The 25804-nt window shown below is 45.6% G+C and carries 11 protein-coding genes; 4 read left to right on the top strand and 7 right to left on the bottom strand.

The window, feature by feature from the left end:
- Positions 1-368 precede the first annotated feature (368 nt).
- From EGC80_RS20195 to EGC80_RS20185, 3 genes are read left to right on the top strand one after another with little or no spacing between them, the layout of a single operon-like run.
- Positions 369-800, top strand: coding sequence for an ATP-dependent zinc protease family protein (locus EGC80_RS20195; RefSeq protein WP_101032311.1), 432 nt, complete (start codon positions 369-371; stop codon positions 798-800).
- Between the two features lie 3 nt (positions 801-803).
- Positions 804-1709, top strand: coding sequence for a 30S ribosomal protein S6--L-glutamate ligase (rimK, locus tag EGC80_RS20190; protein ID WP_101032310.1), 906 nt, complete (start codon positions 804-806; stop codon positions 1707-1709).
- The gene (locus tag EGC80_RS20185; protein WP_101032309.1) at positions 1709-2728 is read left to right on the top strand and encodes a succinylglutamate desuccinylase/aspartoacylase family protein; all 1020 of its coding nucleotides are present in this window, start codon (positions 1709-1711) and stop codon (positions 2726-2728) included. Before rimK ends, EGC80_RS20185 begins: the two co-directional genes overlap by 1 nt.
- 494 nt (positions 2729-3222) lie before the next feature.
- On the opposite strand, the gene EGC80_RS20180 is transcribed toward EGC80_RS20185, so the two are convergent.
- Positions 3223-5259: a methyl-accepting chemotaxis protein gene (locus tag EGC80_RS20180; RefSeq protein ID WP_233768554.1), complete on the bottom strand. Its 2037-nt coding sequence runs from the start codon at positions 5257-5259 to the stop codon at positions 3223-3225.
- A gap of 627 nt (positions 5260-5886) precedes the next feature.
- Between EGC80_RS20180 and EGC80_RS20175 the strand changes: the two genes are divergently transcribed.
- Positions 5887-6579, top strand: a complete 693-nt coding sequence (locus tag EGC80_RS20175; RefSeq protein WP_124011918.1) for a fumarylacetoacetate hydrolase family protein — start codon at positions 5887-5889, stop codon at positions 6577-6579.
- Positions 6580-6886: 307 nt separating this feature from the next.
- On the opposite strand, the gene EGC80_RS20170 is transcribed toward EGC80_RS20175, so the two are convergent.
- From EGC80_RS20170 to EGC80_RS20145, 6 genes are read right to left on the bottom strand one after another with little or no spacing between them, the layout of a single operon-like run.
- Complete coding sequence (locus EGC80_RS20170; RefSeq protein WP_164839507.1) at positions 6887-7144, bottom strand: hypothetical protein; 258 nt, start codon at positions 7142-7144, stop codon at positions 6887-6889.
- Between the two features lie 50 nt (positions 7145-7194).
- On the bottom strand, positions 7195-8820 hold the full coding sequence (gene pfaD, locus EGC80_RS20165) for an eicosapentaenoate synthase subunit PfaD (protein ID WP_124011917.1): 1626 nt from the start codon (positions 8818-8820) through the stop codon (positions 7195-7197).
- A 28-nt stretch (positions 8821-8848) separates the two neighbouring features.
- Positions 8849-14746, bottom strand: a complete 5898-nt coding sequence (locus EGC80_RS20160) for a hotdog fold thioesterase (RefSeq protein WP_124011916.1) — start codon at positions 14744-14746, stop codon at positions 8849-8851.
- Complete coding sequence (locus tag EGC80_RS20155) at positions 14743-16902, bottom strand: PfaB family protein (RefSeq protein WP_124011915.1); 2160 nt, start codon at positions 16900-16902, stop codon at positions 14743-14745. The genes EGC80_RS20160 and EGC80_RS20155 overlap by 4 nt, the downstream gene beginning before the upstream one ends.
- Positions 16899-24791 carry a type I polyketide synthase gene (locus tag EGC80_RS20150; RefSeq protein ID WP_124011914.1) on the bottom strand — a complete coding sequence of 2631 codons (7893 nt, stop codon included), beginning with the start codon at positions 24789-24791 and terminating at the stop codon, positions 16899-16901. The genes EGC80_RS20155 and EGC80_RS20150 overlap by 4 nt, the downstream gene beginning before the upstream one ends.
- Positions 24775-25656 carry a COG3415 family protein gene (locus EGC80_RS20145; RefSeq protein ID WP_124011913.1) on the bottom strand — a complete coding sequence of 294 codons (882 nt, stop codon included), beginning with the start codon at positions 25654-25656 and terminating at the stop codon, positions 24775-24777. Before EGC80_RS20145 ends, EGC80_RS20150 begins: the two co-directional genes overlap by 17 nt.
- Positions 25657-25804 lie beyond the last annotated feature (148 nt).

The following is a 25804-nucleotide window of genomic DNA, read 5'->3' as shown; positions in this document are numbered from 1 at the left end:
CATCGCATTTTTAACTCATTAATATTGTGAGTGTTATTCGAACAAATTTATTTTTCAATTGTATTTTTCATGTTTAAAGCTAGAGTTGATGTGCTTTTTTAGTGGTTTGGAAGTGGGCGGGATATTGTTGTAACTTACTGACATAGAGATTTTTTTTGCTTATTTGGTTAATGTTAGTTTGATATAAATAAAGCCTTGGTGTTAAAATTGGCTAAAGTAGGGTTGTTTTGCAAATAACTTAGCGGGTTTGCGTGGTGTTAAAAATTAAAGCGTGCAATAAACAGGCGAGTTGTAGACGCGCTACGTATCGATTCTATTGAAAGATTATACATTTGGAATGAATATTCCTCTACAAGCAAGGATAGACCATGACTGAACATTCCCTCGGTATTGTGGGTTGGCGTGAATGGGGTACTTTTCCTGATATTGGCAACGAAAGAGTCAAAATCAAAGTGGATACTGGCGCAAAAACATCTTGTTTACATGCGTTCAAAATAAAACCGTTTCAAAAAAACAACCAAAAATGGGTTCGAGTCTGGCTTCATCCAGATCAAGATTCAGATCGTGAAATTATCTGTGAATTTACTGTATTTGATCGCCGAGATGTCAGTGACTCCGGTGGTCATGTAACAAAACGCTACGTGATAAAAACACCGATTATTATCGGAGAACAACTTTTTGATATCGAACTGACCTTAACCAATAGAGATCACATGAAATTTAGAATGTTATTGGGACGCCGAGCATTACAAGGGCGCTTTTTGGTTAATTCAGCAGAGTCATTTCTAGCAGGAGAATAACAAATGCATATTGCTATTATGTCCAGAAACAAAAATTTATACTCAACCCGTCGGTTAAAAGAAGCTGCAGAAGCTCGTGGTCATGTCATAAACATTGTTGACCCATTAAAGTGTTATATGAATATCAACATGAACGCACCCAGTATTCATGTCCGTGGTGAAGAGTTGCCAAAATTTGATGTGGTGATTCCGCGCATTGGCGCATCGGTCACCTTTTATGGCACAGCGGTATTGCGCCAGTTTGAGATGATGGGAACGCATCCACTAAACGAGTCAGTTGCCATTACTCGTTCACGGGATAAATTACGCTCATTACAACTATTGTCACGTAAGAACATCGGTTTACCCGTGACAGGCTTTGCCAGCAAACCTGCCGACATTCCTGATTTATTGGATATGGTCGGTGGTGCCCCTTGTGTGATCAAGCTACTTGAAGGTACTCAAGGCATTGGGGTTGTTTTGGCTGAAACCCGTAAAGCGGCCGAATCGGTTATTGAAGCATTCATGGGCTTAAAAGCCAACATCATGGTGCAAGAATATATTGCCGAAGCGGGTGGCGCAGATATTCGTTGTTTCGTGATTGGTGACAAAGTGATTGCCGCGATGAAACGCCAAGCATTAGCGGGTGAGTTTAGGTCTAATTTACACCGTGGTGGTTCTGCTAGCATTGTCAAATTAACCCCTGAAGAACGTTCAACGGCATTGCGTGCGGCTAAAACAATGGGACTCAATGTAGCGGGTGTCGACATTTTACGTTCTAAACACGGTCCATTAGTGATGGAAGTTAACTCATCACCGGGTCTTGAAGGTATTGAGAAAGCCACCGGGATTGATGTTGCGGAAAAAATAATTCAGTTTATTGAGAAAAACGTTAAATCGACTAGCCCGAAAACGAAAGGAGCTGGTTAATGCCAAGAAAGCACGAACCATTTGTTATTGGTGATGTTAGCGTACTGGCAGGCACTCAAAAAAGTGTCAAATTGCCCGCAGCAAAACTGTATAACGATACCCCGATGGATCTGCACGTTGAAGTTATTCACGGCACTAAAGCGGGACCTGTTTTATTGGTTTGCGCAGCGATCCATGGTGATGAGTTAAATGGTATTGAAATATGTCGACGTTTGCTCGGTCGTGTTAATGCTAAAACCTTAACCGGAACCTTGTTAATTGTGCCCATAGTTAACGTATTTGGTTTTATTCAACAATCTCGTTATCTACCGGATCGCCGCGATTTAAATCGCTGTTTTCCGGGCTCTGCTAAAGGTGCGTTGGCGAGTCGTTTAGCGTATTTGTTTGCTCATTCTTTGGTTGAAAGAGCGACCCATATTATTGATTTGCATACTGGTGCTATCTATCGAGAGAATTTGCCACAGATCCGCTGTGACACAGACGATGAAGTGATGCTCGATATGGCAAATGCTTTTGGGGCGCCAGTCATTATGTCCTCAAAAGCGCGTGAAGGCTCAATGCGTGCTTATGCTAATAGCTTGAACATTCCTTGTATTTTATATGAGGCGGGTGAAGCGCTACGTTTCAGTGATATGTCGATTAAGTCTGGTCTCAATGGTGTTATCAATGTGATCCGATATTTAAACATGACCAAAGGTAAAATTAAAACCAAAACCAAAATCACCAGTGTCAATGCAAGCCGCAGTTATTGGGTGCGCAGTGAATCTGATGGATTGGTGAATATCAAACTGAAGTTAGGTGAACGTGTGGCTAAAGGCCAGGTACTAGCCACTATCGTTAATCCATTTGGAGGATCGCCATCGCAACTGCTGGCGCCAACAGACGGCATTATTGTGGGCAACAGTAATATTCCAGTTACGAATGAAGGCGAAGCCTTGTTTCATATCGCGCAATTTAGCAGCGATGAAATAGAAATCATCAACGATAATCTTGACGATTTTATGCAAGAATATGCCTAATAAACAGCAGGGTGGACTGCGTCTTGCTAGGGTCGCTTCGCTGCTAGGGCGGACTGCGTCCTGCTAGTATCGCTTCGCTGCTAGGGCGGACTGCGTCCTGCTAGTATCGCTTCGCTGCTAGGGCGGACTACGTCCTGCTAGTATCGCTTCGCTGCTAGGGCGGACTACGTCCTGCTAGTATCGCTTCGCTGCTAGGGCGGACTACGTCCTGCTAGTATCGCTTCGCTGCTAGGGCGGACTACGTCCTGCTAGTATCGCTTCGCTGCTAGGGCGGACTACGTCCTGCTAGTATCGCTTCGCTGCTAGGGCGGACTACGTCCTGCTAGTATCGCTTCGCTGCTATGATTTTATAGCATCTAGCAGCGCAGCGTCCTAGTAGCGCAGCGTCCTAGTAGCGCAGTACGCTGGCAGAGAATATTAATCAGCACATTATTGATATTGCTGACCCCGCATAAATGACCCAATAATCATTCCATCAATGATCATCGTTATGGTTATAGCTTAAAACGTTCAACGGAGGTGGTAAGCGAGCGGGCTAATTGATTTAATTGTTGGCTTCGATTGGTCATTGATGTTGATTCTTGTGCATTTTGTTGGGCTGAATCTGCCGTTTGAGTCATTGTTTGTTCTATTAATTGGCTATGGTTTACTTGTTCATTGGCCGAATGAGTAATACTTTGGCTCATGCCATTAATGGTACTCAATGCTGTTTCTATTTGTTTAATAGCATCGTGTAACGACTGACTTTGTTCAACACATTCACTGGCTTGCATTTGTCCTTGTGAGATGGCATTGACGGCATTCGTTGTTTCTTGTTGTAGAGCGTTAATCATGGTTTGAATTTTGGCGGTTGATAATTGCGTTCTAGACGCTAATGATCGTACCTCGTCGGCAACGACGGCAAAGCCACGCCCATGTTCACCCGCTCTTGCCGCCTCAATAGCCGCATTTAAGGCTAACAAATTAGTTTGATCGGCAATAGCACTGATGGTCGTTAAAATTCCACCAATATTATCGCTGTGTTGATTAAGTTTTGTCATGATCTTAACTGAGTCATGCAAGCTGGTTGATAAGGTCTCAATGCGGAGGCGATTATTATTAGCAATACTTTTTATTTGTACCCCTTGCAAAGAGGCTAATTTGACATGTTGTTCAGATTCCGCGGCTTGCTCACTGACCTGAGTAGAACTGTGATGTATTTGTTCGGCGAGCAGCTTTGCCTGGCTAATATTATTAATTTGTCCTGAGGCTGAATGGGATATTTTTTCGCTTTGCTCTTGTGAGCGAATAGCGGATTCATCGAGCAAATGCGCATCACGACTAATGGCTTGTAATAAATGAGTCAGGTCGTCAGAAAGTTTATTGATGTTATCCATCAAGGCTCCAAATTCATCATTATTTGTCTTGGTTAATCGCCCCGATAAATCACCGCTGGCGATCCGTGATAATGCTCGGTTAATGACTTGCAGAGGGCCTAACATGGCTTTTGACGTGAAGTAATAGATAAAGATCGCCATTAATACAAATATCACCGCCATTGAAATAGCCAATGTTTGTGCTGTATTCACTTCATCTATGGCCACCATTTGTAACTGGTTGAATCTTTCGTTCGCGAGTGTCACTAATTGATCTAACTGATGATTCGTAGCATCAAAAAAAATGTTGGCTTGTAGATGACTTTGCTCTGCTAAGCGTTGCTTATTGACGACATTGTGTTGCGCGAGATACAAGGTGCCCGGTTCATCTGTGAACTGTTTAATGGCTCGTAAGTTGGTGTCAAAATCGGCAAATAGCGACGTTGCACCCAAGGGGTCAGCTTGTTGGGTTAAGTAGTTGCCATTAACCGTAATATTAACTAATAACATCGAAACATCTTGTTTATGAATATTAATCGTATCGGCAGAAGTTAATCGACCGAGTTCCGTTATGGTATTGCCAAGTGCGAACAACATGTCGTCGATACGCACTCCGCCGCCAATGACTTCTGCTAATAACGGTGCTTCATCAACTGGCGCTTCGATAAGTTCCAAATCAATCATATTGTTACTGGCGTTTATACGCGCATTATCAAAATCTTGCTTTAAGGTAGTGAAGTGAGTGCGGGTTTGCTCTATTTCGAGTTTAGTGCTGAACATGGTGCGCGATTGTTTTACGTACTGCTGATAGGAGCTTTTTGCTTGAATTAACGACTGGTGCATAGTGGGATGATCCGCTACTTTGACTAATAGTGTCGTTAATACGTTATTGAATTCTTGCTGTAATAGATTAAATTGTTTGAAGCTGAGATTGATACTGTCATTACCGGTTTGTGAATAAGCTAAGCTATCTGTTTTTGCCATTTTTAATAAGGTAATTTGCAATGCATTTGATTTATTTTGAACGGGTACCGCTAAGGTTTCAATATTAGTATTTGCTGTTTGAATTTGATCGAGAGAATGATAAAAAAAACTACTTCCAACAAGCAGTAATAAGCCAATAGAGGCAAATCCTAACGCTATTTTTTGTTTAATTGTCAATTCGAACATTGTCATTTAGTCTCTCTTATTATTATTTTTCTGACAGTCATTCTTACTGTATTAATCGTTAATGAAACAGGTTTATTGTCTGTGTACAACAGACCTAGACTAGTTCGTTGTTAAAAAAATGTAAATACAATTATATAAATATATCATTGTTTTTATAGTGATATTTACTATTGTGATCAAGGGGCTTACCAAAATTTGGTGCTCGTTGATTGAAATAGAGGCGCTAATATAGAGAGGTTATTTACATAACTTCAACTCGCAATAAGAGAGTGACTAAATCGTTAAACTGGGGGGGTATTTCAGGCCTGTAATATCAGCCTTTACCTGTATTGGCGTAAACAGGGGTTTATTTAAAGTTAGTCATATTATCAAACCTGCCACGGTTTTTTGCTATTAAGGCGTATTGAAGCGTCAATCGCGGGCCTATTGTCAGTCGATAGCACTTCGATACCACTTCGATAGCGGAACAATGGGCTGGTTGATAACCGTTTGTTGATAACCGTCTATTATCCTTAATTGAAGTGACATATTAATAGACAAGCGATCATACTAGGCTTGATGTGTTAACGTCGTGATGCTTTTGTTGCTAAAGCGGTTAATTGTTCTCAATATGTCTAATCATTCGAGGTTAATGTGGATCGACAATCAGTAACGCTAACACAAGTTAATGGCCAAGTTTTACATATCATCCCATCAAAAATTATTTGTATTGGGCGTAATTATGCAGAACATATTCACGAACTAGGCAACGAAATACCTGATGATATGGTGGTGTTTCTTAAGCCTAATTCAGCTATTACCACCACGTTACGGAGCCATTTGGATGAGCCTTTACATTATGAAGCCGAGTTGTGTTTTATGGTAAGTAATGGCCAGTTTAGTGCCGTTGGAGTTGGGCTTGATATGACTAAGCGGCAACTGCAAGCTAAGTTAAAAAAACAAGGCCTACCCTGGGAGCGAGCTAAAGCCTTTGATGGTTCGGCCCTGTTTAGTGACTTTATTCCAATTACTCAAGGTATGCATAATGGGTGTTTTCAGTTAACGATTGATAACGTTGTGACTCAATTGGGGCATCAGCAATTAATGATGTATCAACCACAAGCTATTGTTAACGCCATTCGTGAATTTATGACCTTAAACGATGGTGACATTGTGATGACAGGAACACCTAAAGGTGTAGGTGAGGTGGCAGCCAATAGCCAATTTGAGCTTAGCATGTGGGCTAATATGCCATTTAGTGATTTTAAAACCGCTTTAGTCGGAGACAACACCATTGCGCAATCCTCTGGCGCCGCTGATATTGTGGCGCGCTGGCAAGCTAAATAACCCCAACTTGGTTTAGGGGTGGGATACGTTAGTCAAAAGCAGAATATTGAGTCTATTTCATAACCGTTTATTATCCCGAGCAGAGATTAAACAGGGCTTTTTACGCTGACTGCGTTTGTGATTTCTTTTTTTTGTTATCGCTTACTCATGTAGAACAACGACCGGTCATCACTCTGGCTTGTATTACATTGCGGCGCAAACTGGCAAGTAATTGACTTACAGATAAAAAATGGCCCAAACCCTCTTTAGTTAAAGAGGGTTTGGGCCATTTCGGTAGCATTATGTCATTAACGCTATGTCATCAACGCTATTTCATTAGCGCCACAGCTTCCATGTCTAGCTCGATGTCCGTGCAGCCTTTAGCGCAATAAATCCCTGGGGCTTTATTATTTTTTGGTGCCTTTTTGGTATTAGGCGGCAATAGAAGTGTTAGCGGTTTATTGCAGTCGGTGCAAGTCGCACTATTGCCTTTTAGCATGCGCTTAATCAGGTTTTTTTGCTGGTTAAACGACACAAGTGTCGGGTCGTTAACCGCCGAAAAATCGAGTTTTTGGATATCGCTCATGTTAGTTCCTATCTTTATCACTTATCTCGCGGTGAAGCGTGATAAGCCTATTATTTAATTTGGTCTACTGGGCGCCAGCGCTGTAATGCTACGGGAAGGCTAACACCTTGTGCCGTTAATAAATTCACTCGAGCTAAATAGGCTGCACCGTGCATTAAATGCTTGGCCAAATCGACGGCGTGACGTTGAGTGTAATCATCTAAATAGCTGCCTTTAGCCCACGCATTGAATGCTCCAAGCGAAGGACCGGCCCAAATTTGATAATCCATCTCGCGACCCACTTCACCCGTGTTTGACCAGCGACTTGATAAGCCTAAATACCAACGGAAAATCAATGCCATTTTACGTTTTGGATTGTCTTTAGCGCGTTCAATCTGTTTGGGATCTCGTTCATTAAAATGTGCCACAGTGCCGGCCCAAATATCATCAAGGCTTGAGCGAAATACTTGTTTTTCAAGTTTTTCACGCTCGTCGCTTGGTATGGCTTCGATTGAGTCATAGCGAGTATAAATTTCGTATAGTTTGTTGGCGCGCATGGGAAATAATGTGCCGCGTTTGACCACTTGTAACTTAACGCCCATTTCGAACATATCGGCGGCTGGCGCCATCGTCACATCGGCCATTTCTGTGGTGGCCAGTAATTTACGCGTATGTTCGCTGGCGCCGGCTTCCACGCAGGCTTGGTTGATGGAGCCGGTAACAATATAAGCTGCGCCCATATGAAATGTCGCCAATGCAGCATCAGGGGTGCCCACACCACCACCGGCACCGACGCGAAGAGGCGTTTTGTAATTGTACTGCGCTTGCACTTGATCTTTTAGTGCCAAAATAGTCGGCAGTAAGGTGACTAATGGACGATTGTCGGTATGGCCACCAGAGTCGGCTTCTGCGGTAATATCATCTGCCATTGGCACTAATTGCGCTAATGCCATTTGTTCAGGTGTAATCAAACCGTCATCAACCAGTTGTTGGAGCATTTTTACTGGCGCGGGTTGCATAAACTTAATCGCTACTTCAGTACGGCTGATTTTAGCGATCACTTTATTGTCGATTTGAATATCACCGTGAACGTCACGGCTTAAGCCTGCTGCGCGGTAATAGACAATTTGAGGGGTTAACCCCAAAAATGCAGATGCTTCGACGGTACGTACTTTATGCTTCAAAAATAGCTCGACACTGCCACGCTCTAGTGCGGGCTCACTCGGGCTGTGAATTAAATTAAACGCATAAGGGCCATTAGGCAGCGCCGTTTGAATGCGCTTAATGGCTTGTTCAACTCGTGATGGAATTAACCCCGCAGCGCCAAATGAGCATAAAATACCGGCTTGGCCTAATGCGATAACCAGCTCTTCAGAGGAAATACCATTCGCCATGGCGCCAGCATAATAGGCGTATTTTACCCCATGCACGCGGCGGAAATTACTGTCGCCTAAACTTTGGGTGCCAAGGGCTGGTGCAAAGGCGCTGACAGGTAGCGCATGGGCTGCTACGGCATCGGTTACCACTTGAGCCTGTTGCGCCACACCTAAGCCTTGCTGTGTATCGTTAACCACATAACATGGTTGCGATAAATCTTTGAGCTTTTTGTTCATCCCAGCGTGATCAAAACAGCTGTTTTGCAAGCTAACTTGCCATGGCCAAGGTGAAAGCTTTTCGTGTTGTAATTGAGTTGACATTATTTTTATTTCCTTGAAAAGCGAGCGGCTAAGCTTCTTCAATACAAATTGCGATATCTTTGACTTCGTAAATACGCAGGCCATCTTTACTTAAATTGGCATCACCAATAATGATGCGTTTACCGTGTTCATCTTTAATGGCACTGATATGAACATCGAGCGACATTTGTTTGTTTAATGGATTAATCTGACCGCGATATTTCCATTTTATATCAGATAATATCTGCCCAAATTTCGGGTTAGTGAAACCTTTACCTAAGTCTGTACTGATGGCGTAAGTTTGCATTAACTCGATGATAGCTTCAACGCCTAATGAACCTGGCATTACCGGATCTTGATGGAAATGGAATTGGAAGAACCAATCACTTGGATCAATCGTGCGAGATGCCGACAAATAACCGTTACCATATTTACCGCCTTTAAGCACCATTTCAGCCGTGTCGATAAAGTTAAGTTGGCCACCGGCTAAACGATAATGTGGCTGGTGGGCAGGAGCATTGAATAATCGCGACTGCTTATCCAGTAAGTTGACGCTGACATCTGCAGCCACATTATTGTCGAGGTGCCATGGCTGGGTTATTTTGCCATTATCTATGCCGAGCTGATTTTTAAGTGCGTCACCTTTAAAGTAGCCAAATACTGCGCTGCCGGTGTAAAACGGCTCGTTATCGACGCTTAGCTCAAACGTGAAGCTTTGAATAATATTACTGCCAGCGATGACAGTAGACAGCAAACGTGAGTCATTGACGATAGTTTTGCCGCGTAAATCGACTTCGCGCAGCAGGGTGCCGTGACCATCTAAGTTGCGGAAAAACAGTTCTTGCCCAGGAAAACCAAGAGTGGTGCCCATGTAGCCGGAAATAAAGCCATTAGGTTGTAATGAAATCTCCATTAATACCGAATAAGGCATTACCGTCTGGTGGCTGTTGTTAGCAAAGTACCAGGCATCTGCCGGCACTTCGTATTCAGCGATACAAGACGATGGCTTTTTCAGTTCGCCGCGCTTACCGTTAATGTCAACCACGCGAGTGGTTAACTGTAAATCGCCACAAGGCGTGCGCGGTGGGATCAGTCCGCGGTAGATACTAAAGTCAGGCCCGAAGCATTTTTCGATATCGCCAGTGGCAAATTCGAACATATGGTATGGCGTAAATGGCACGGTATCGGGTACGCGGTTGGCATACTTTGAATCGGCGCTTACTTGTGGCGCCTCAACGTGTTTAAGTGGAATAACGCCCTTGTTACTTGGGGCATTTAAATCTGGAACTTGCGCCATTAATGGGGCTTTGTTGGCAATATGTTTGCTGCTAGCGTTTGAATTTACAGCAGGGCTAGTGCCTGCTGTATCTAACGACAGAAGCGGGTAACGAGTGCATTCAGCTTCTTCTTTAATCATCACCCCAAGATTTTGGAAATCAACCACCACCTTGCCATTGAGCAAAATATCAATATTAGCTTTGGCGTAGGGACGAGGATGAACACCTATTTCGGTGACCTCCATGCGATAAGTCAGCTCAGCGGTTTGTGGTAACACTTGGCCACGACAACGCACTTTTTGTGAGGCATTTTCCAGTGGCTGGAAGCGACCATTGTCAACCAGAGTGTGCATCCCAATGTGGACCATAAAGAATTGCAGTAATTGACCACAACCTTCTGCCATTAACGAGCCAGCCATGACTTGGTCGCCTTGGAAATGACACGGGAAATACCAGTGATCTGGCGCAATGTGTTTATGACCTTCAAGTAAGCCTAAGCCCCACGCGCCACCGTGCACTTGAAGCTGGCTAACACGCTCAATCATTAAGAACTTTTCTGAGGCAAAACAAAGCGATTTTTGCAGCCCATTTTGCAGTTGGTGACCAACATGTTCACCGCCAAAACAGCTGCCAATATCAGCGGTTAATAAATGATGAATTTGGCCATAGTCAAACGCCGTTTGGTTACAATGCAGTAATGGTGTAAAGGTTGGTTTATTCGGATTATTAAGTACTTGTTGACGAAGTTTGATTTCCTCTTCGGTATGGATCACCCCTTTCCCATCGGCCAGTTCTTGGTCGGTAAAGAAGCCTGCGCAGCCGCCATCCATTTTGAGGATCATCTTGTCGCCAACAAAGCATTCGTACGAGAAGAAGAATAATAGCGTGTCGCCATTGCTGGCAAAGTTGTTGATTTTAATGTCGTAACGCAGGGTATCGCCGCCGCGAGGTAAATCAGCTAAGAAGGTCAGGGTGCAATCAAGTAATCGATAAACCCGCTCACCCTTGTTTTCAAAATCGATGCCTAAATAACTGATCAACATTAAATCGCACTGACCTGATTCAACGGCTACAGCCCAAGGGATTTGACCATCGACTAAGTAGGGCGCATCAACCGGGATGTCGTATTCTGTGGTCATTGAACAGGGTTGGTATTGATTTATGGTCGCATCAAGTTTAGTGACGCGCGACACCAATAAATAGTCGGTGGTTGGCAGTCTTACTCGGCGAGAATAACTGTCGATAATGGCGTAATCTGGACCAAATACCTTGGCAATATCACCTTCAGCATACTCGACTAAATCAGCGTAGTTCCAAATACATGGTTTGTCTGCCGGCGTCGGCGCGGTGTAAGCAGGTACGAAGGCATGATTGGGCTGGATTAACTGCGCAGGCATAGCTGTTGAGGCGTTAACGTCAATATTTACAACAGGCTGTGAAGCAACTGAAGCCAGAGGCGCTGGCTGGGCGGTAAAACCGGCCAATTGAGATCGTAATAAACTGTCGGCCACTTTCAAGCCTGCATCTCGGCTGGCTAAATAAGCTAAATGCGCTTGTTGTGCTAACCACTGATTTTGTTGAAATGCCGTTAAATGTGCAGGTGGAATCGTATGATTTGTCATACAGGCAACCCTTGGTTGCTTTGGAATCGTTTTATCGGGCATATTTTCTGACATAAGAGGCTCGGCGATATTCTCGCTATTATTGACGCTAAGAAGGCTATTATCACGAATAGTTGGTTGCTTACTTTCAATGGTGTTGAACACCGTTGGGGCGATATCAGCACATTGATTGATAATACTGTCGAGCGCATCAAGTGGGCTGTCGATAATGTGTTGGTAAATATCGCGACCGCCTAAACTGACTTGCTTAATTAAACTTACCTTACTGCCCGTGGCTAATTGTTGAGTTAAATTATTGCTCAGTCGAGCGTGCAATGCTTGTTGTTGCGCCGCCGAAACCGACAAATTCACTTGCGAGTATTGTTTTTCACTATTGGTGAAGACACTGGCATTGATAGCGGTTTTATTGATGTGACGTGTTTGCACTAAAGCGTGCAGCACACTGGCCATGCCAGAGGCGGCAAATGTATGACCGAGAATGTCATGGGCTTTACAGATTAGCGTCGCTGAATTAGCGGCTGTCGATGCATCCGCTATCCCTTGGGCAAACTGCTGGCCTTGCTCTGAGAATAAGCATTCCGGCGCTTGGTTTAACTCGATAAGGTCTGCCGCAATGGTGGCGGGCTCTTGCGACAATGGATCAAAATCAATGCTGTCGATACTGGCATAGCTGTGAAGGGTAGTGTGTTCGGCATTGGTTTGTTGCAGCACTAGCGCGCCAGCCCCTTCGCCTACTAGCCAATCAGTTGAACCCAAGCCTTTGGCATTAAGTTTAGCGGTATTGAACAACATGTTTTCAATACTGCCAGACAGATCCACGGCGGCAATAACGATTGCATCTAAAGGCTCTTGTAACGAGCCAAGGGCAAACAAGTTTTGTGCCACATCAATACAGCGATTAACTGACTGCTCGCCCGCTGAAATGGTAAACGCTGGACCATTGAAATCCCACAATGAGGCGATCCGCGACGCCATAATATTGCCAATAAAGCTGGTGTACTGGTTAAGCTTGGCTGCATCTAACACACTGTCCATTGCAATCGCTTCTAAGCTGTTATATTCCGCACTGGATAACTGGATCCCTTGGGCATTAAGGCTTTGAGCTATTTGGCTGTGTAAGTTAACTCGTCCGCGAAATTGGTGTAACTCAAGTTCGGTTTCCATGGCGACTAACACGGCGACTTTGCTGCCTGGTGTTAGCTTGGCATCGACAATGGCTTCATTGGCTATTTTGATTAACAGCAGCTGTTGAGAGATCAGCCGGTCATCTTCATTAGGCGGCACTTTAAAACGTAAGAAATCAAAATCGAATTGATCAATATACGCGCCTTGTGGTACTTGATTAATGCCATATTGGGCCAATAACTCTGGGTGTTTGTCTAAGCCTTTCCAGCGCTTTTTTGGCAATGGGATAAACAGTGCTTGCTTGGCGATGATGTTATCAGCCAGTGCATCGATACTGCTGCATTGGCCAAAATGCGCGGCCATACCGGTAATGTGCATCGGCGTTTCTGCATTGACTAATGCACTGTTATTAGATTGGCTATTATTGAGCAAAGCCTTGGTAGCGACGGCTTGAGCCGGAGCTTGATATGACTCAATCAGTAAATGGGCATTACAGCCACCAAAACCAAATACCGATACCCCCGCATGGCGGGCTTTATTGCCTGCTTTATCGGGCCAAGGCAACACCACGTTTGGTAAGGTTGCTTGACCAAATAATCCATTAGGCGAGGCGATAGGCGCACTAATATTAATACTGGGTGGCAACACGCCTTGGCGCATCGCAAAAATCATTTTCATGATCCCGGGCATGCCTGCGGCGGTGAGTAAATGGCCTAAATTGGATTTTGCTGAACCAATCAGTGGTGTCGCGCTGCCTTGAAGCTTATCTTCAAAAAACCGCTCCATTGAGGTGAGTTCAACTTTGTCACCTAATGGCGTACCGGTTGCGTGACATTCAATCACTTCAATACTGGCGGGGGTAATACTTGGGTCTATTGCCGCTGCATCGCGATAAGCACGTTCAAATGCTTGTACTTGGCCTTTACTGTTTGGGCTTAACACAAACTGGCCTTTACCGTCGTTTGATAAGCCGATCCCACTGACTAAAGCGTAAATATGGTCGCCATCACGCTCAGCATCTTCAAGACGTTTAAGCACTAATACCCCAGCACCTTCGCCAGCGAACAAGCCTTTACTGTTTTGATCAAACGGAGCTGAAATGCCGTGGTCGGGATAGGCGTGAAATATCGAAAATCCCATATTGATAAAGAAGGGATCGGCACCTGACACTGCGCCGGCAAGCATCATGTCTGCTTTGCCAGTATGCAAGTAATCGCACGCCAGTTTTAAGGCGTAAACCGAGCTGGCACATGCCGCATCTAAACTGAGCTGCGTACCACCTAACCCCAGAGCATCGGCAACGATTTTTGAGGCGTTATGGGCAATGGCACCATTACGCAAATTAACGGTCTGAGCTGTCGCATGTGCATTAGTTTGTGGCTGCTGGTCAACAGATTGCTGATCAAAGTGCTTATCATAACGCTCATTAAAAGAATGCAGGCTGAAGTTTGGCTGTTGTAGTTTGGTTTGTAGGGCTTTTTCTACCGCACTATGATAAAGCGGCACAAATAGCTCGTTAGATTTTGCCGTAGGAAATGATAAGGTTCCCATGACAATACCTGTGCGTTTGAGCAAGCTATTGTCTAGATCAATACCCGCATCCGTTAAAGCATTACGCGCAGTGTCGGTTGCCCACAAAAAGCTTTCATCTAAACCATCAAAGGCGTCACTCGCAATACGATATCCGTTTGGATTAAAGCTAAATCCTTGGATATAACCGCCTTTATCGCAATAAAACCGGTCTGACTCGCCTTGAACGCCCAAGTAGTCACTCGGTGAAGCATTGAGTTTGTTGGCACTGATTTGGCTGCGTGAGTCTTTTTTGTCTAATAAATTTTGCCAAAACGATGCAGGGGTATCCGCATCTGGATACTGATTGGCTAAGCCAACAATGGCTATTTTAGGGATCGCTTGAGAACTCAATGAGGTTCTCCTTCTAATGATGTTTCACTATTACGAATGAGAGATGAGCCGTCGGCTAACGCCGCCTGCTGGGATAATGTGTTAATCGTATCGTTAAGGCTGCGGATAAAGGGGCTTAATGACATCGGCACTCGATGAGTGATTAATTGCCCCAGACATTTAAGTAAACTGCTAATATCGTCGCCGCCTTTTGCATTAACAGCCATCGCATTGACTTTTGCATGGACCTTCGCTGGAGACGAATCGCTACTCTGAGCATTGATTTTATCAATTAAAGTGGTTATTTGACGATCTGCACCGACTTCAACAAACAAACGACAGCCATGGTGGCGAGCTTTATGGATCAATTGAGTAAAGTCCAATTGATGACAAAAGGTATCGGCTATCGATTGGGCAATGGCGTGTGAGGTTAACGCAACCGGATCTGCCTCGGCGGCTGAGATAAACTGTAATTGGTGGGGTAAATTCTCCACAAGCGGTTGCTGATAAAACTGGCTAACAGACGTGGTAATATTCAGTGCCGCAGGTGTGTGCATAGCGGTGACGCGATTAGCCGCAATGCCGCGTTTACCCGCTTGTTTTAACAAGGCTTTACAACTGGATTCACAGCCAGCGATAACGCAGGTATCACCTTGGATAATGGCAATATAAGCCCGCGGATGATCCGCTAAATGGGGCGTGAGTTCATCGATGCTCGCACGAGTGACAAAGCTGTTCCACACAATGGTTTCGTCATCGGCTAATTGCCATTGCTGGCGAACACAGCGGAGCTCGCCAGAAATATCTTGGCTAAAAATACTGCTGTTTTGCGTCGCGGCAATCATGCGATGCGGTGCCTGCCATACGTTTAAACTGGCCCACATGGCCGCTTCACCCATGGAGTAACCCAAAGCAAAGCGGGGCTCAATGGCAAACTCTTGCTGCAACAGTTTAGTTAATACATAACTGGCTCCAACGCCGGCAATCGCCAATTGACTCAGACTCATCTGTGCTGCACGGCTGTTATCTGCGCCATAGAGATATTCAGTTTGTAACATCGATTGCATGTCACCTTGGTTTTCAAGTTCGGCATATAAATCCGGGAAAACCAGTCCCAATTGACTAAGCATGTTTGGATAGACGGTGCCTACGCCGGGATAAACAAAACTTAAGCCATGATGACCAAGGGGCGCTGAGTAAAAGCAACTGCCGGCAGGGGTTTTATATTCTATGGCTGCATTTGAGCTTTGGGCAAGATCGCCATTAGCCGACATCTTTGACATCATCGCGTTGACTTCTTGCACCAATCCACTGCGGTCCGCTGCCATTAATACCAAGGCTAGGGGCGCATCCGTTTGATAATCTACCAATGTGGTGTTGATAAGCTTGAGTAGGCTAAGGTCGTCAGCAGTTGAGTTTAACTGCGTAGAAAAGTCCATCAGCTTAGTGCGTAATTGCGTTAATGAAGCTGCGCAGAGTGGCAACCATAAACGCTGAGTATTGATCAATGCCTTGGCGGCGATTAGCGCACGTCCTTGGGTTAGGATCATTGCCTGAACACCGGCGGCCGCTGGATAACATAAGGCCGCCACCCGACTTTGGTGCAGTGTGCTAAACCAATATTGACTGTTGCTGTTGTCTTTGGATGGTATACAGCGACTGGCGATAGACTCGACCAGGGTTACCATTGCCGTCAGCGTTGTTTGTGCATGAGTGCTGGCATGAGTACCAGCATTAGCATCAGCACTGGAAGTAGTACTAACATTAGCACTAACATCTAAACTGCCATCTAGCGCGACAATCTGCGGCTGAGCATGCAGACGTTTTGCATGGGCAAGGGCGAGTGTTACCGCTTCAACTTGATTGTCGCCAACTGCAATGCCGTTGATATAAGCATGAGCATGCACGCCGTGTTTAGCGGCAATCAGCCCCGGCATTATCCACAATCGATCGCCAATATTGACCATGTCATTGCGGGTGGATGATAGTGTCTCAACGCTGTGTAATAACGCCAATTCAAAGCCATCGACACGTTGAGTGTCAATGGCAATGAAGTGCTCATTTACCGAGTCAACATCAGGCTTGCTTAGCAACAATGCCAAGCGCATTGGCTTGGTTTGTTGCTCCGCAATACGCTCACTAATACTGCTTTGCGTTATGTTGCTTGATGCCGTCACACTGTTTCCTTGCTGTGGTGAGAAAGTTCAGCACCAGCAGCTTGATGTGCAATAAATGCCCCATTCAAACTTTTGCTAATGGTCACTTTAGCGTTAAGCATTTGGCAACTCAGGCGGCCATCTTGATGATATAAACTCACGTTAGCGATTAGCATTCTGCCACTGTGTTTAACCACATTCAGTTGAATATAACCTTTATCACCATTAGCAAATGGCCAAGCGGTGACACATTCACCGGTTGATGAAGGTAAACTTGCGGCACCGTATTTCAGTCTCGCCCATACCAGCATGGCTTGTAGCAGCAAATCTTCAGCGAAAATTTGGCTGCCACCTAATGCCGATGACGGGATAAAACCTTGGCAGTCTGCGGCATTAATCTGCGGCAATTGCACTCGGCACAGTAGCTGAGCATCATCAAATGCTAGCACCTGATTTATCCCTTGCAAACGCGGGCCATGAAACAAGGTTCCGTTTTGATACAGTTCAGCCCCTGAGTTCAATGGCACCATGTGCGACCACTTTGTCAGACTCGCTGTATCAATCGCTGGCTTGGTGATCTCAGTTGCCAAAATGGCACTATTGATCACCAATGTCGCTTGGTATTGCGGTTTCATGGCTGCACTTGGCTCATTGAGCAGACGAGAGGAGATCTGCGCGCTGATCTCAGCCTCCGTTTGGCTTAGCTCAAGTTGCAACAAATGTGGCTCATTGGTGTCAAAAATAACCCCTTTAAGCAATTTGTATTCAGCAATACTGACTGGCACATGACATAAAATTTCTGCCGCATCACGCATCCATTGCATGGCGCATACTGTCGGCAATACCGGATTGCCCGCAATACAATGGTCGCTAACAAAAGGCATTTCAGCCGGAGTTAAGACTCGAGTCACCGTCTGACTGATAATATCAGTAGCCGGTGTCTTAGTCTCAGATGTCTTAGTCGTAAATGCTTTAGTAGCAAATTTCAGCGAACCCTTGGCGATAAGCAAAGCGTCCGCATTAGGCTTTTTTGCAGCATTATCCTGTTCTGACGAGCCTTGCATATCAGAGCCAATGAGCAGTTGCGCCCCTTGTTGGCTTAATAAACTGTGGGCAAATAACTCGGCACCCGTTTGTAGCGGAATAACGTAAACGCCACGTTCAACAAACATTTTCTTTAATGCTGAACTGACCATACCGCCATCCCAAGGGCCCCAGTTAAAACTCATCACTTTAGCTTGCGGTAAAGTGTGCGCCAGTTTCAGGGCGGTTTTATTGAGGATTTCATTGGACATAGCATAATCACTCTGACCGCTATTACCGTAAAAAGCGGCAGCCGATGAAAACAGTGCAATAAGCTTAATCTGTTGTGGGTCGAGTGCGTTAAGGATGCTCGCAAGCCCAGTCACTTTGGTGTGGTAGACGCGGTTAAGCTCATCCAAGGTTTTGTCTTGTATATGCTTGTCGGCTAACACACCGGCACCGTGGATAATGCCATTAATGGTTAATGAGTCGCCCTTAGCATTAGTCAGGTTTTTAAGGCTAGCAGCTACCGCTGTGGCATCGCTGACATCCATCGATACATATTGGGCACTGGCACCGACCTTGCCAAAAGCGGCTAACGCACGATCGATTTCTAGGCTGCTGCTTATCGGCCACACTAGCGCATCTATCTGTTTTGGCGTGGGTTTATTACCTTGCGATTGAATATAAGCAATGGCAGCGGCTTTTAACTCAGAGGCTTGCTTGCCTTGAGCCCAAACCGGTAAGTCGCTAGCAAAATGTTGGCTGCGACCTGCTAACACAAAATGTGATTGGCACTGTTTGGCTAAGGTGAGGGCGCATTCAAACGTTACGCCTTTTGCGCCGCCGGTGACCAAAATAGTGTCATTACTATCAAGTGTTGCTGGCGCAAATTGCTCGCTGGCATTGGCTGCAACTAATGTCACTCGGCCTTGCTGACTGATCCCCACTTCGTTAATGCGATCTTCGCTTGCATTGGCACCATCGATATCAAACAACTCTGCTACGATAGCATCAGCAAAGGCGCTTGCATCAAGGTTATTAGCAATGTCTAAGGCGCGGCAAAACACCTGTGGCCACTCATGGCTTAAGGTTTTGCTAAGCCCAGACAAGGCTGCTTGATTAAGTTCTGCTGTCGCTAATTGGCTATTATCTAAGTAGCCAAACCCACCGTCTAAACGACTCACAGTAAAGTAGCATAAGCGTGAAGATGTTGGCTTAGCGAATTCTGGGTGCAGATGCTTGGCCCATAAAAATGCATTGTCGACCGCAGCTTTAGCGGCAACCGTGCACGACATTAATTCGCTGCTGTTGGCTGTGGCTTGCGGCTGCAAATGAACAAAGCCCGCAATGGCCTGTTCAGCACCAATGTCGGCCTTAATATCGGCAATGACCTTGGCAATTTGTGCATCATCAATGCTATTCAAGGTGTAGCTTTTAATATCACTGCTTAATGGCGAATGCGCCACACTGATGGTTTGTGGGTGACGAATAACGGCGACGGTTAATCCCTTTGCATTGAGCTTTTCAGCCAGTAAACCTGCGTTGTGGCCATCGTCTGTGATGACAATACAAGTTGCTGTTGAAAAACAATCTAGGAGTTTATCCGTCGCTGGTAACTTTTTTAGCGCTACCTCGCTATGTGGAGGTAATGTTGTGGTGTCTAATTCAAGCTTGTTTGCGCTTAATGCTGGGGTTACTACTTCGGCAACTATGCCAGCAGCAGGCAGCTTGGTCTGCATGTAGCTGACAATTTCACCTAAGGTGCGACACTCGGCTAAATCTTCAGGGTTCAGTTCTGGTAAGCCTGGCAGCTCATCTTGCACTGTGCCTAAAATCTCGACGCGCTTAATGGAGTCGATACCTAAATCGGCTTCCATGTCCATACTCAGTTCAAGCATTTCAGCAGGGTAACCGGTTTTGTCGGCGACCACGCTTAACATCGTACGCTGGACGTTTTCTGCGCTTAAGCTGGTTGATTCAGGTGCAGCAGTGATAGACCCTGCTGTTACCGATGTTGATCCTGTTGATGCTGCAGTAACCGTGTTGGCTGCAGGCAGTTTAGTCTGCATGTAGCTGACAATTTCACCTAAGGTGCGACACTCGGCTAAATCTTCTGGGTTCAGTTCTGGTAAACCGGGTAGTTCGTCTTGCACTGTACCTAGAATTTCAACCCGCTTGATGGAATCGATGCCGAGGTCGGCTTCCATATCCATGCTCAGTTCAAGCATTTCAGCTGGGTAACCGGTTTTGTCGGCTACCACTGACATCATGGTGCTTAATACAGTATCAGCACTCAAGCCCGTTGTTGCAGGTGCTGATGAAGATACCGTTGCTACTGGAGCGACTGTGCTGGCCGCAGGCAGTTTGGTTTGCATATAGCTGACGATTTCGCCCAAGGTGCGACACTCGGCTAAATCTTCTGGGTTCAGCTCAGGTAAGCCTGGTAGCTCATCTTGTACTGTGCCTAGAATTTCGACGCGCTTAATCGAGTCGATACCAAGGTCTGCTTCCATGTCCATGCCAAGTTCAAGCATTTCAGTTGGGTAACCGGTTTTGTCGGCAACCACAGCTAACATGGTGCGCTGAACGCTTTCTGCGTTTAAACCTGCTGCTGGCGCAGATGCAATTGATGCTGGAGCTACTGTGCTGGCAGCTGGCAATTTAGTTTGCATGTAGCTAACGATTTCGCCCAAGGTGCGGCACTCGGCTAAATCTTCTGGGCTCAGTTCTGGTAAACCTGGAAGTTCATCTTGTACTGTGCCTAAAATTTCGACGCGCTTAATGGAGTCGATACCTAAATCGGCTTCCATGTCCATGCCAAGTTCAAGCATTTCGGTTGGGTAACCAGTTTTGTCGGCAACCACATTGAGCATAGTACGCTGGACGTTTTCAGCTGTTAAGTCAGTTGATGCCGGTGCAGCAGTTTCTACCGAGGTTGATCCCGTTGACGCGACAGCAACCGCGTTAGCAGCAGGCAATTTGGTTTGCATGTAGCTAACGATTTCACCCAAGGTGCGACATTCGGCTAAATCTTCTGGGCTCAGTTCCGGTAAGCCTGGAAGCTCTTCTTGCACTGTGCCTAAAATTTCAACGCGCTTAATGGAGTCGATACCTAAATCGGCTTCCATATCCATACCAAGCTCGAGCATTTCAGTTGGGTAACCGGTTTTGTCGGCGACCACATTGAGCATAGTGTCTAACACTTGTTGCTGTGTTAGTCCGGCTGTTGGTACAGAAACCGCTGCTGAGCTAACTTGCTGAGCCACAGGAGCTTGAACAGGTATACTGGCTGTCGGTTGAGATTGAACCGCTTGAGCCGCTTGAGCTGTTTGAACCTGAGCTGAAGCTGGAGCAACAGGTGCTACCACTGGCGAAGGTATTGCTGCTTGAGCTATGTGGTTTGACTGCACAAAAGCAGGTTGTACTGATGCAGCAGATACTGATGCAGGCATAGCCGCTGGCGTTTGCCCTTGCAACATGGCTAATGCAGCTTGGCTTGCTTGTGCTTGCAGTGTTAAGAATTGCGTATGACTTTGCAATGTTTGTGCTTGATGCTGGTGGAACATCTCCATCGAACGTTGCAAGCTTTCTGGAATGGCTAATCCCGATGACGCCATTTGTGCTTGGGCTGTCATCAGGTGAACAAAGGTATCACCATATTGCTGTGGGATAGCTAAAAACTGCTGATGTAATTCAGCTGTTTGTTGCTGCGCAGCAAAAAATGCACCGATACTATCGGCAGACGCTGACACATTTGAGCGAACCGGTTGAGCTTTAGCTATAGGAGCTGCTGCAGCTAAAGGTGCAGCTACTGCAGATGCTGGTGCGGATGTTGCTGGCACTTCAATATATTCAGTTTTAATGACTTCTTTTTCCACAATTTTTTCCACTACTTTCTCGACTGGCACTTCCACTGTCTGGCTGGTAACTGTGCCAGTTTGAAGTGACTTGTTCATTTTGGCTTGGGTGTTGGGACTAATATAATTGCTGGCAGTTAACTTGACGTTCATCGGTGAGACTTTTGCAAGCTCAGCGATAGGCGCTTGATATGGGTCAACCTCAGTTAACGTCATACCTAACACTGCAAGCTGGCAAGCAGCTTGACGCAGTTGGGTATCACTGCTGCCCTTTGGATTGGGATTTAAGCTAACCACACTCACAGGCTCAGCTTTATTGCCTAATGTTGCCTCAACCAGTTTTTGGAGAATGTTTTTCGGACCAAACTCAACAAATACCCGTGCGCCAGCGTCGTACATAGCTGTTAATTGCTCGCTAAAACGAACCGATTGCAGCATATGATCAGTCAATGCCGCCTTGATTGCTTTGGGATCATTAGGATATGCTTTGCCGGTGCCGTTGGCATAAAGACTCAATTTGGGCTTGGCAAATTTGACCTTGCCGATTGCGGCTGCAAAGGGTTGCTGAGCATGTGCCACCAATGGGGTGTGGAACGCGCCAGAAACGGGCAGGGCAATCGCTTTAAAGCCCAGCTCGGTGGTGATAGCTTGTGCCGCTAAGGTGCATGATGCTGTTGGCCCTGCAATAACAAGTTGGGTCGGTGCATTGTAATTAGCCACCTTGACGCCTTCGAATGCACTGATGCACTTTTCAACTTGTTCTGTGCCTTGCTCAACCGATTGAGCCGGAACAATAATCGCGTACATGACCCCAGCGTCTTGATCTTTAGGCGTGGCAGCCATTGCTTGGCCACGAGCAAAGGCCAATTGATAATAATCAGCTTGGCTAATAACGCCTGCAGCACATAATGCTGACAATTCACCAAAACTATGACCAGCAACCATGTCGGCGGTAAAACCTGCTTGAGTCAATAATGCATATTGGCCCATGCTCACCGCACCAATAGCACTTTGGGCATTAGCTGTATTGGTTAATGCTGCGTGTTGTGCGGCAATATCGTCGGCTTCAAAAGCAGGATTTGGGTACATAACTTGTGACAATTGTGTTTGCTTATGTTGGGCAAATACCTTATCGGCCTGCATCAGTTGTTGACGCATTTCTGGATACAAACAGGCTAAATCTGCACCCATGTTTAGATACTGTGCCCCTTGTCCGGCAAATAATGCCGCCACTTTATGGCTTGCCGATTCAGGATGGATCAATGCTTGCGCGCGATAACTTGTGCCTGAAGGTAATTGCCAGCTGTCTGCAGTATTTGAGCTTAACTGCGCTTGCGCTTGCGTTAGCTGAACGGTTAAGTCTGCTAATGAAGCAACGACTAAGCCTATGCGTGCCGCATTTGGGGCGATGGTATTTAAGGCAAATCGTTTGCCTAAGTCGGCTAACACAATTTCTTGACGATTTTGCTGTGTGGTATCAACGCCATTAACTTCAGCTTGAAGTGCCGTTAATTGAGCCTGTAATGCGGCTTTGTTTTGCCCATGGATTAACAGCGTTTGTGGCACTGAACGTTGACGATACTTATCACCTCGAACATGTTCTTGACGATACTCTTCCAACACAATGTGGAAGTTAGTGCCGCCAAAACCAAAGGCACTAATACCGGCGCGACGCGGGGTATTGTCTGCTCTTGGCAACCATGGACGGGTTTCAGTGTTTAAATAAAATGGCGAGTCCTGAATGTTTAATTTTGGATTCGGCTTACTGACGTTAATGGTCGGAGGCAATACTTTATGATGCAGCGCCAGCGCGACTTTAATGACCCCAGCGGTTCCTGCTGTCGATTTAGTGTGACCTACTTGTGATTTAACCGACCCAAGGGCAATGTGCTGTTGGGTATCATTATCTTCAGTAAACACCGATTTCAGGCCATTAAATTCTGCCACATCGCCAGCTGCAGTACCGGTACCGTGGGCTTCAATTAAGCCAACAGTGTTCGGTGCAAAACCGGCATCATCATAAGCACGTCTTAATGCTTTAGCTTGGCCTTCTGGGCGAGGTGCATAAATACTTTTAAATTTACCATCAGATGACGAGCCAACGCCTTTGATAACAGCATAAATGCGGTCACCATCGCGTTCAGCATCATCAAGGCGTTTAAGCGCCATCATGCCAATACCTTCACCAATCATCATGCCTTTTGAATCAATATCGAAAGGTTGAATGGTGTCATTAGTGGTAAATGCCGGTGTTTTTGAAAAGCTCATGTACATTGATGGAGAGTTGTCGGTACACACGCCACCGGTGAGCATCATGTCACTGCGACCTTCAACTAACTCAGTGATGGCCATACGCATAGCCGCCAACGATCCCGCACAAGCGGCGTCAACAACACAATTCATGCCGCCTAAATCAAAGCGGTTAGCGATACGACCAGCAATCACATTGCCGAGGGATCCTGGAAATGAGTTCTCTTCCCAGTGAATATATTGATCCTGAAACTTTTTGATCAACATATCGGTGTCTTCGTCGCTTAGACCGCTATTTTTAAATACTTTTTTGAGTATAGGGTATTGCAAACGACCACTTAGGCTATGATTGAGCTTTTGACCACCGCCGACGCCCAGTGTAATACCGATGCGATCGGTATCGTACTGTGCATCAATACCAGCATCCGCTAGCACTTCTTTGGCAACCACTAACGATAATAGTTGCGAGGTGTCTGTTAGTTCGAGGATGTTAGGTGGCAGGCCAAATTCCATTGGATTGAAATCGACTTCAGGTAAAAAACCACCGCGTTTACAGTAAGTTTTATCGGCCATTGATTTATCGGCATTGTAGTAATCTTCAGCATTCCAATGGGTTTCTGGAACGTCGATAATGGCATCAATTTTTTCGCTGATTAAATCCCAAAATTTGTTTAAATAGCGTGAGTTTGCAAAAATACTGGCCATGCCGACAATGGCGACAGGCATGTCTTTTAAGCGTTTGTTTAAACGCTTATCTATATTACTGGATTGGCTCATATGAGTCTCCGTTTGATAACTGAGGTTCAGTTATCTGGTGTTGGGATCCAGCTGCATGAGTGGTGCTAGTGGATACTGCGGCTGGCTGACCTGCTCCAGGAAATCGAGCAAGAAAAGTGTGATAGTTGCGAACCAATAACTTACGTAAATGAAACGGTCCGTGCTTTAAGACATGCGTAATATAGCGATTACTCGCCTGGGTATGGCTGTCTTGGTAAATATCGAGGTAAACCCAGTCAGACTTAAAATCGACCCCAAGCAGAACGGAATAGGCATGTTGTTCTGTTAGTTGAGGCGGAATACTTAACGACACCACTTGTACTACGTTGTCCGGATCTGGACTCGGTAGGGCCAAGGTGTCAGCTAAAGTCTGCGGGTTAACGGTATAGGTTTGAATATTTGCGCCCTGAGTGATCGGCAGCTGATTGAAGAATTTTTCTGGCACAAAAGGGCTATCAAATTCGTCGAGTTTTGACACCCCAAAGCGTTTTAAGCAGCGGGCAAGGCCGGAGCGAGAGACATTGGGGTTGATAAATTGTTGGGTGACTTTTAATAACCTGTCTAAGGGCATCTTTAATTGATAACGCAGGCCCAGCATCACGTACTCTTCCATTGGGGATAGTGTCGTGTTGAGTTTGTGCGGGGTGTTTGGGGTGTTATCAATTGAGTCACGTTTACGCCACTTACGCACGGTGGCTTCGCTGATATTGAGGATTTTTGATAATTGGCTGACGCTGTAATCGGATTGCTGAATAAATTGACGCATCTCCGGCGTTGTCGTCGCGTTACGGTGATTAACCGTTTTTTTACCAGGCTTACCCTCAAATAGACTCGACTCTGGATGTGTAGTTATCTTTTTTGTCATCTAGACAGGGATTCCAAATAATCTATTGAGACTTTAGCGCATTTAAACTTACCCATACTTACTTAAGTCATACTTAAAGAAGATAAAAATTAGTCTAAATATCCATTTATGCTTTTTTTAGCACAAAGCAGATTACCTGAGGTTTCAC

The sequence above is a fragment of the Shewanella psychromarinicola genome, assembly GCF_003855155.1.
Taxonomy (GTDB): Bacteria; Pseudomonadota; Gammaproteobacteria; order Enterobacterales; family Shewanellaceae; genus Shewanella; species Shewanella psychromarinicola.
Note: the sequence above shows the minus strand (reverse complement) of the source record. Positions and strands in the feature narration are given on the sequence as shown.

What these genes read in the sequence shown, in the direction of transcription:
- EGC80_RS20170 (WP_164839507.1), bottom strand. Translation starts at nt 7,144, where the DNA reads ATGAGCGATATCCAAAAACTCGATTTTTCGGCGGTTAACGACCCGACA.
- EGC80_RS20195 (WP_101032311.1), top strand. Translation starts at nt 369, where the DNA reads ATGACTGAACATTCCCTCGGTATTGTGGGTTGGCGTGAATGGGGTACT.
- EGC80_RS20150 (WP_124011914.1), bottom strand. Translation starts at nt 24,791, where the DNA reads ATGAGCCAATCCAGTAATATAGATAAGCGTTTAAACAAACGCTTAAAA.
- pfaD (WP_124011917.1), bottom strand. Translation starts at nt 8,820, where the DNA reads ATGTCAACTCAATTACAACACGAAAAGCTTTCACCTTGGCCATGGCAA.
- EGC80_RS20185 (WP_101032309.1), top strand. Translation starts at nt 1,709, where the DNA reads ATGCCAAGAAAGCACGAACCATTTGTTATTGGTGATGTTAGCGTACTG.
- rimK (WP_101032310.1), top strand. Translation starts at nt 804, where the DNA reads ATGCATATTGCTATTATGTCCAGAAACAAAAATTTATACTCAACCCGT.
- EGC80_RS20180 (WP_233768554.1), bottom strand. Translation starts at nt 5,259, where the DNA reads ATGACAATGTTCGAATTGACAATTAAACAAAAAATAGCGTTAGGATTT.
- EGC80_RS20145 (WP_124011913.1), bottom strand. Translation starts at nt 25,656, where the DNA reads ATGACAAAAAAGATAACTACACATCCAGAGTCGAGTCTATTTGAGGGT.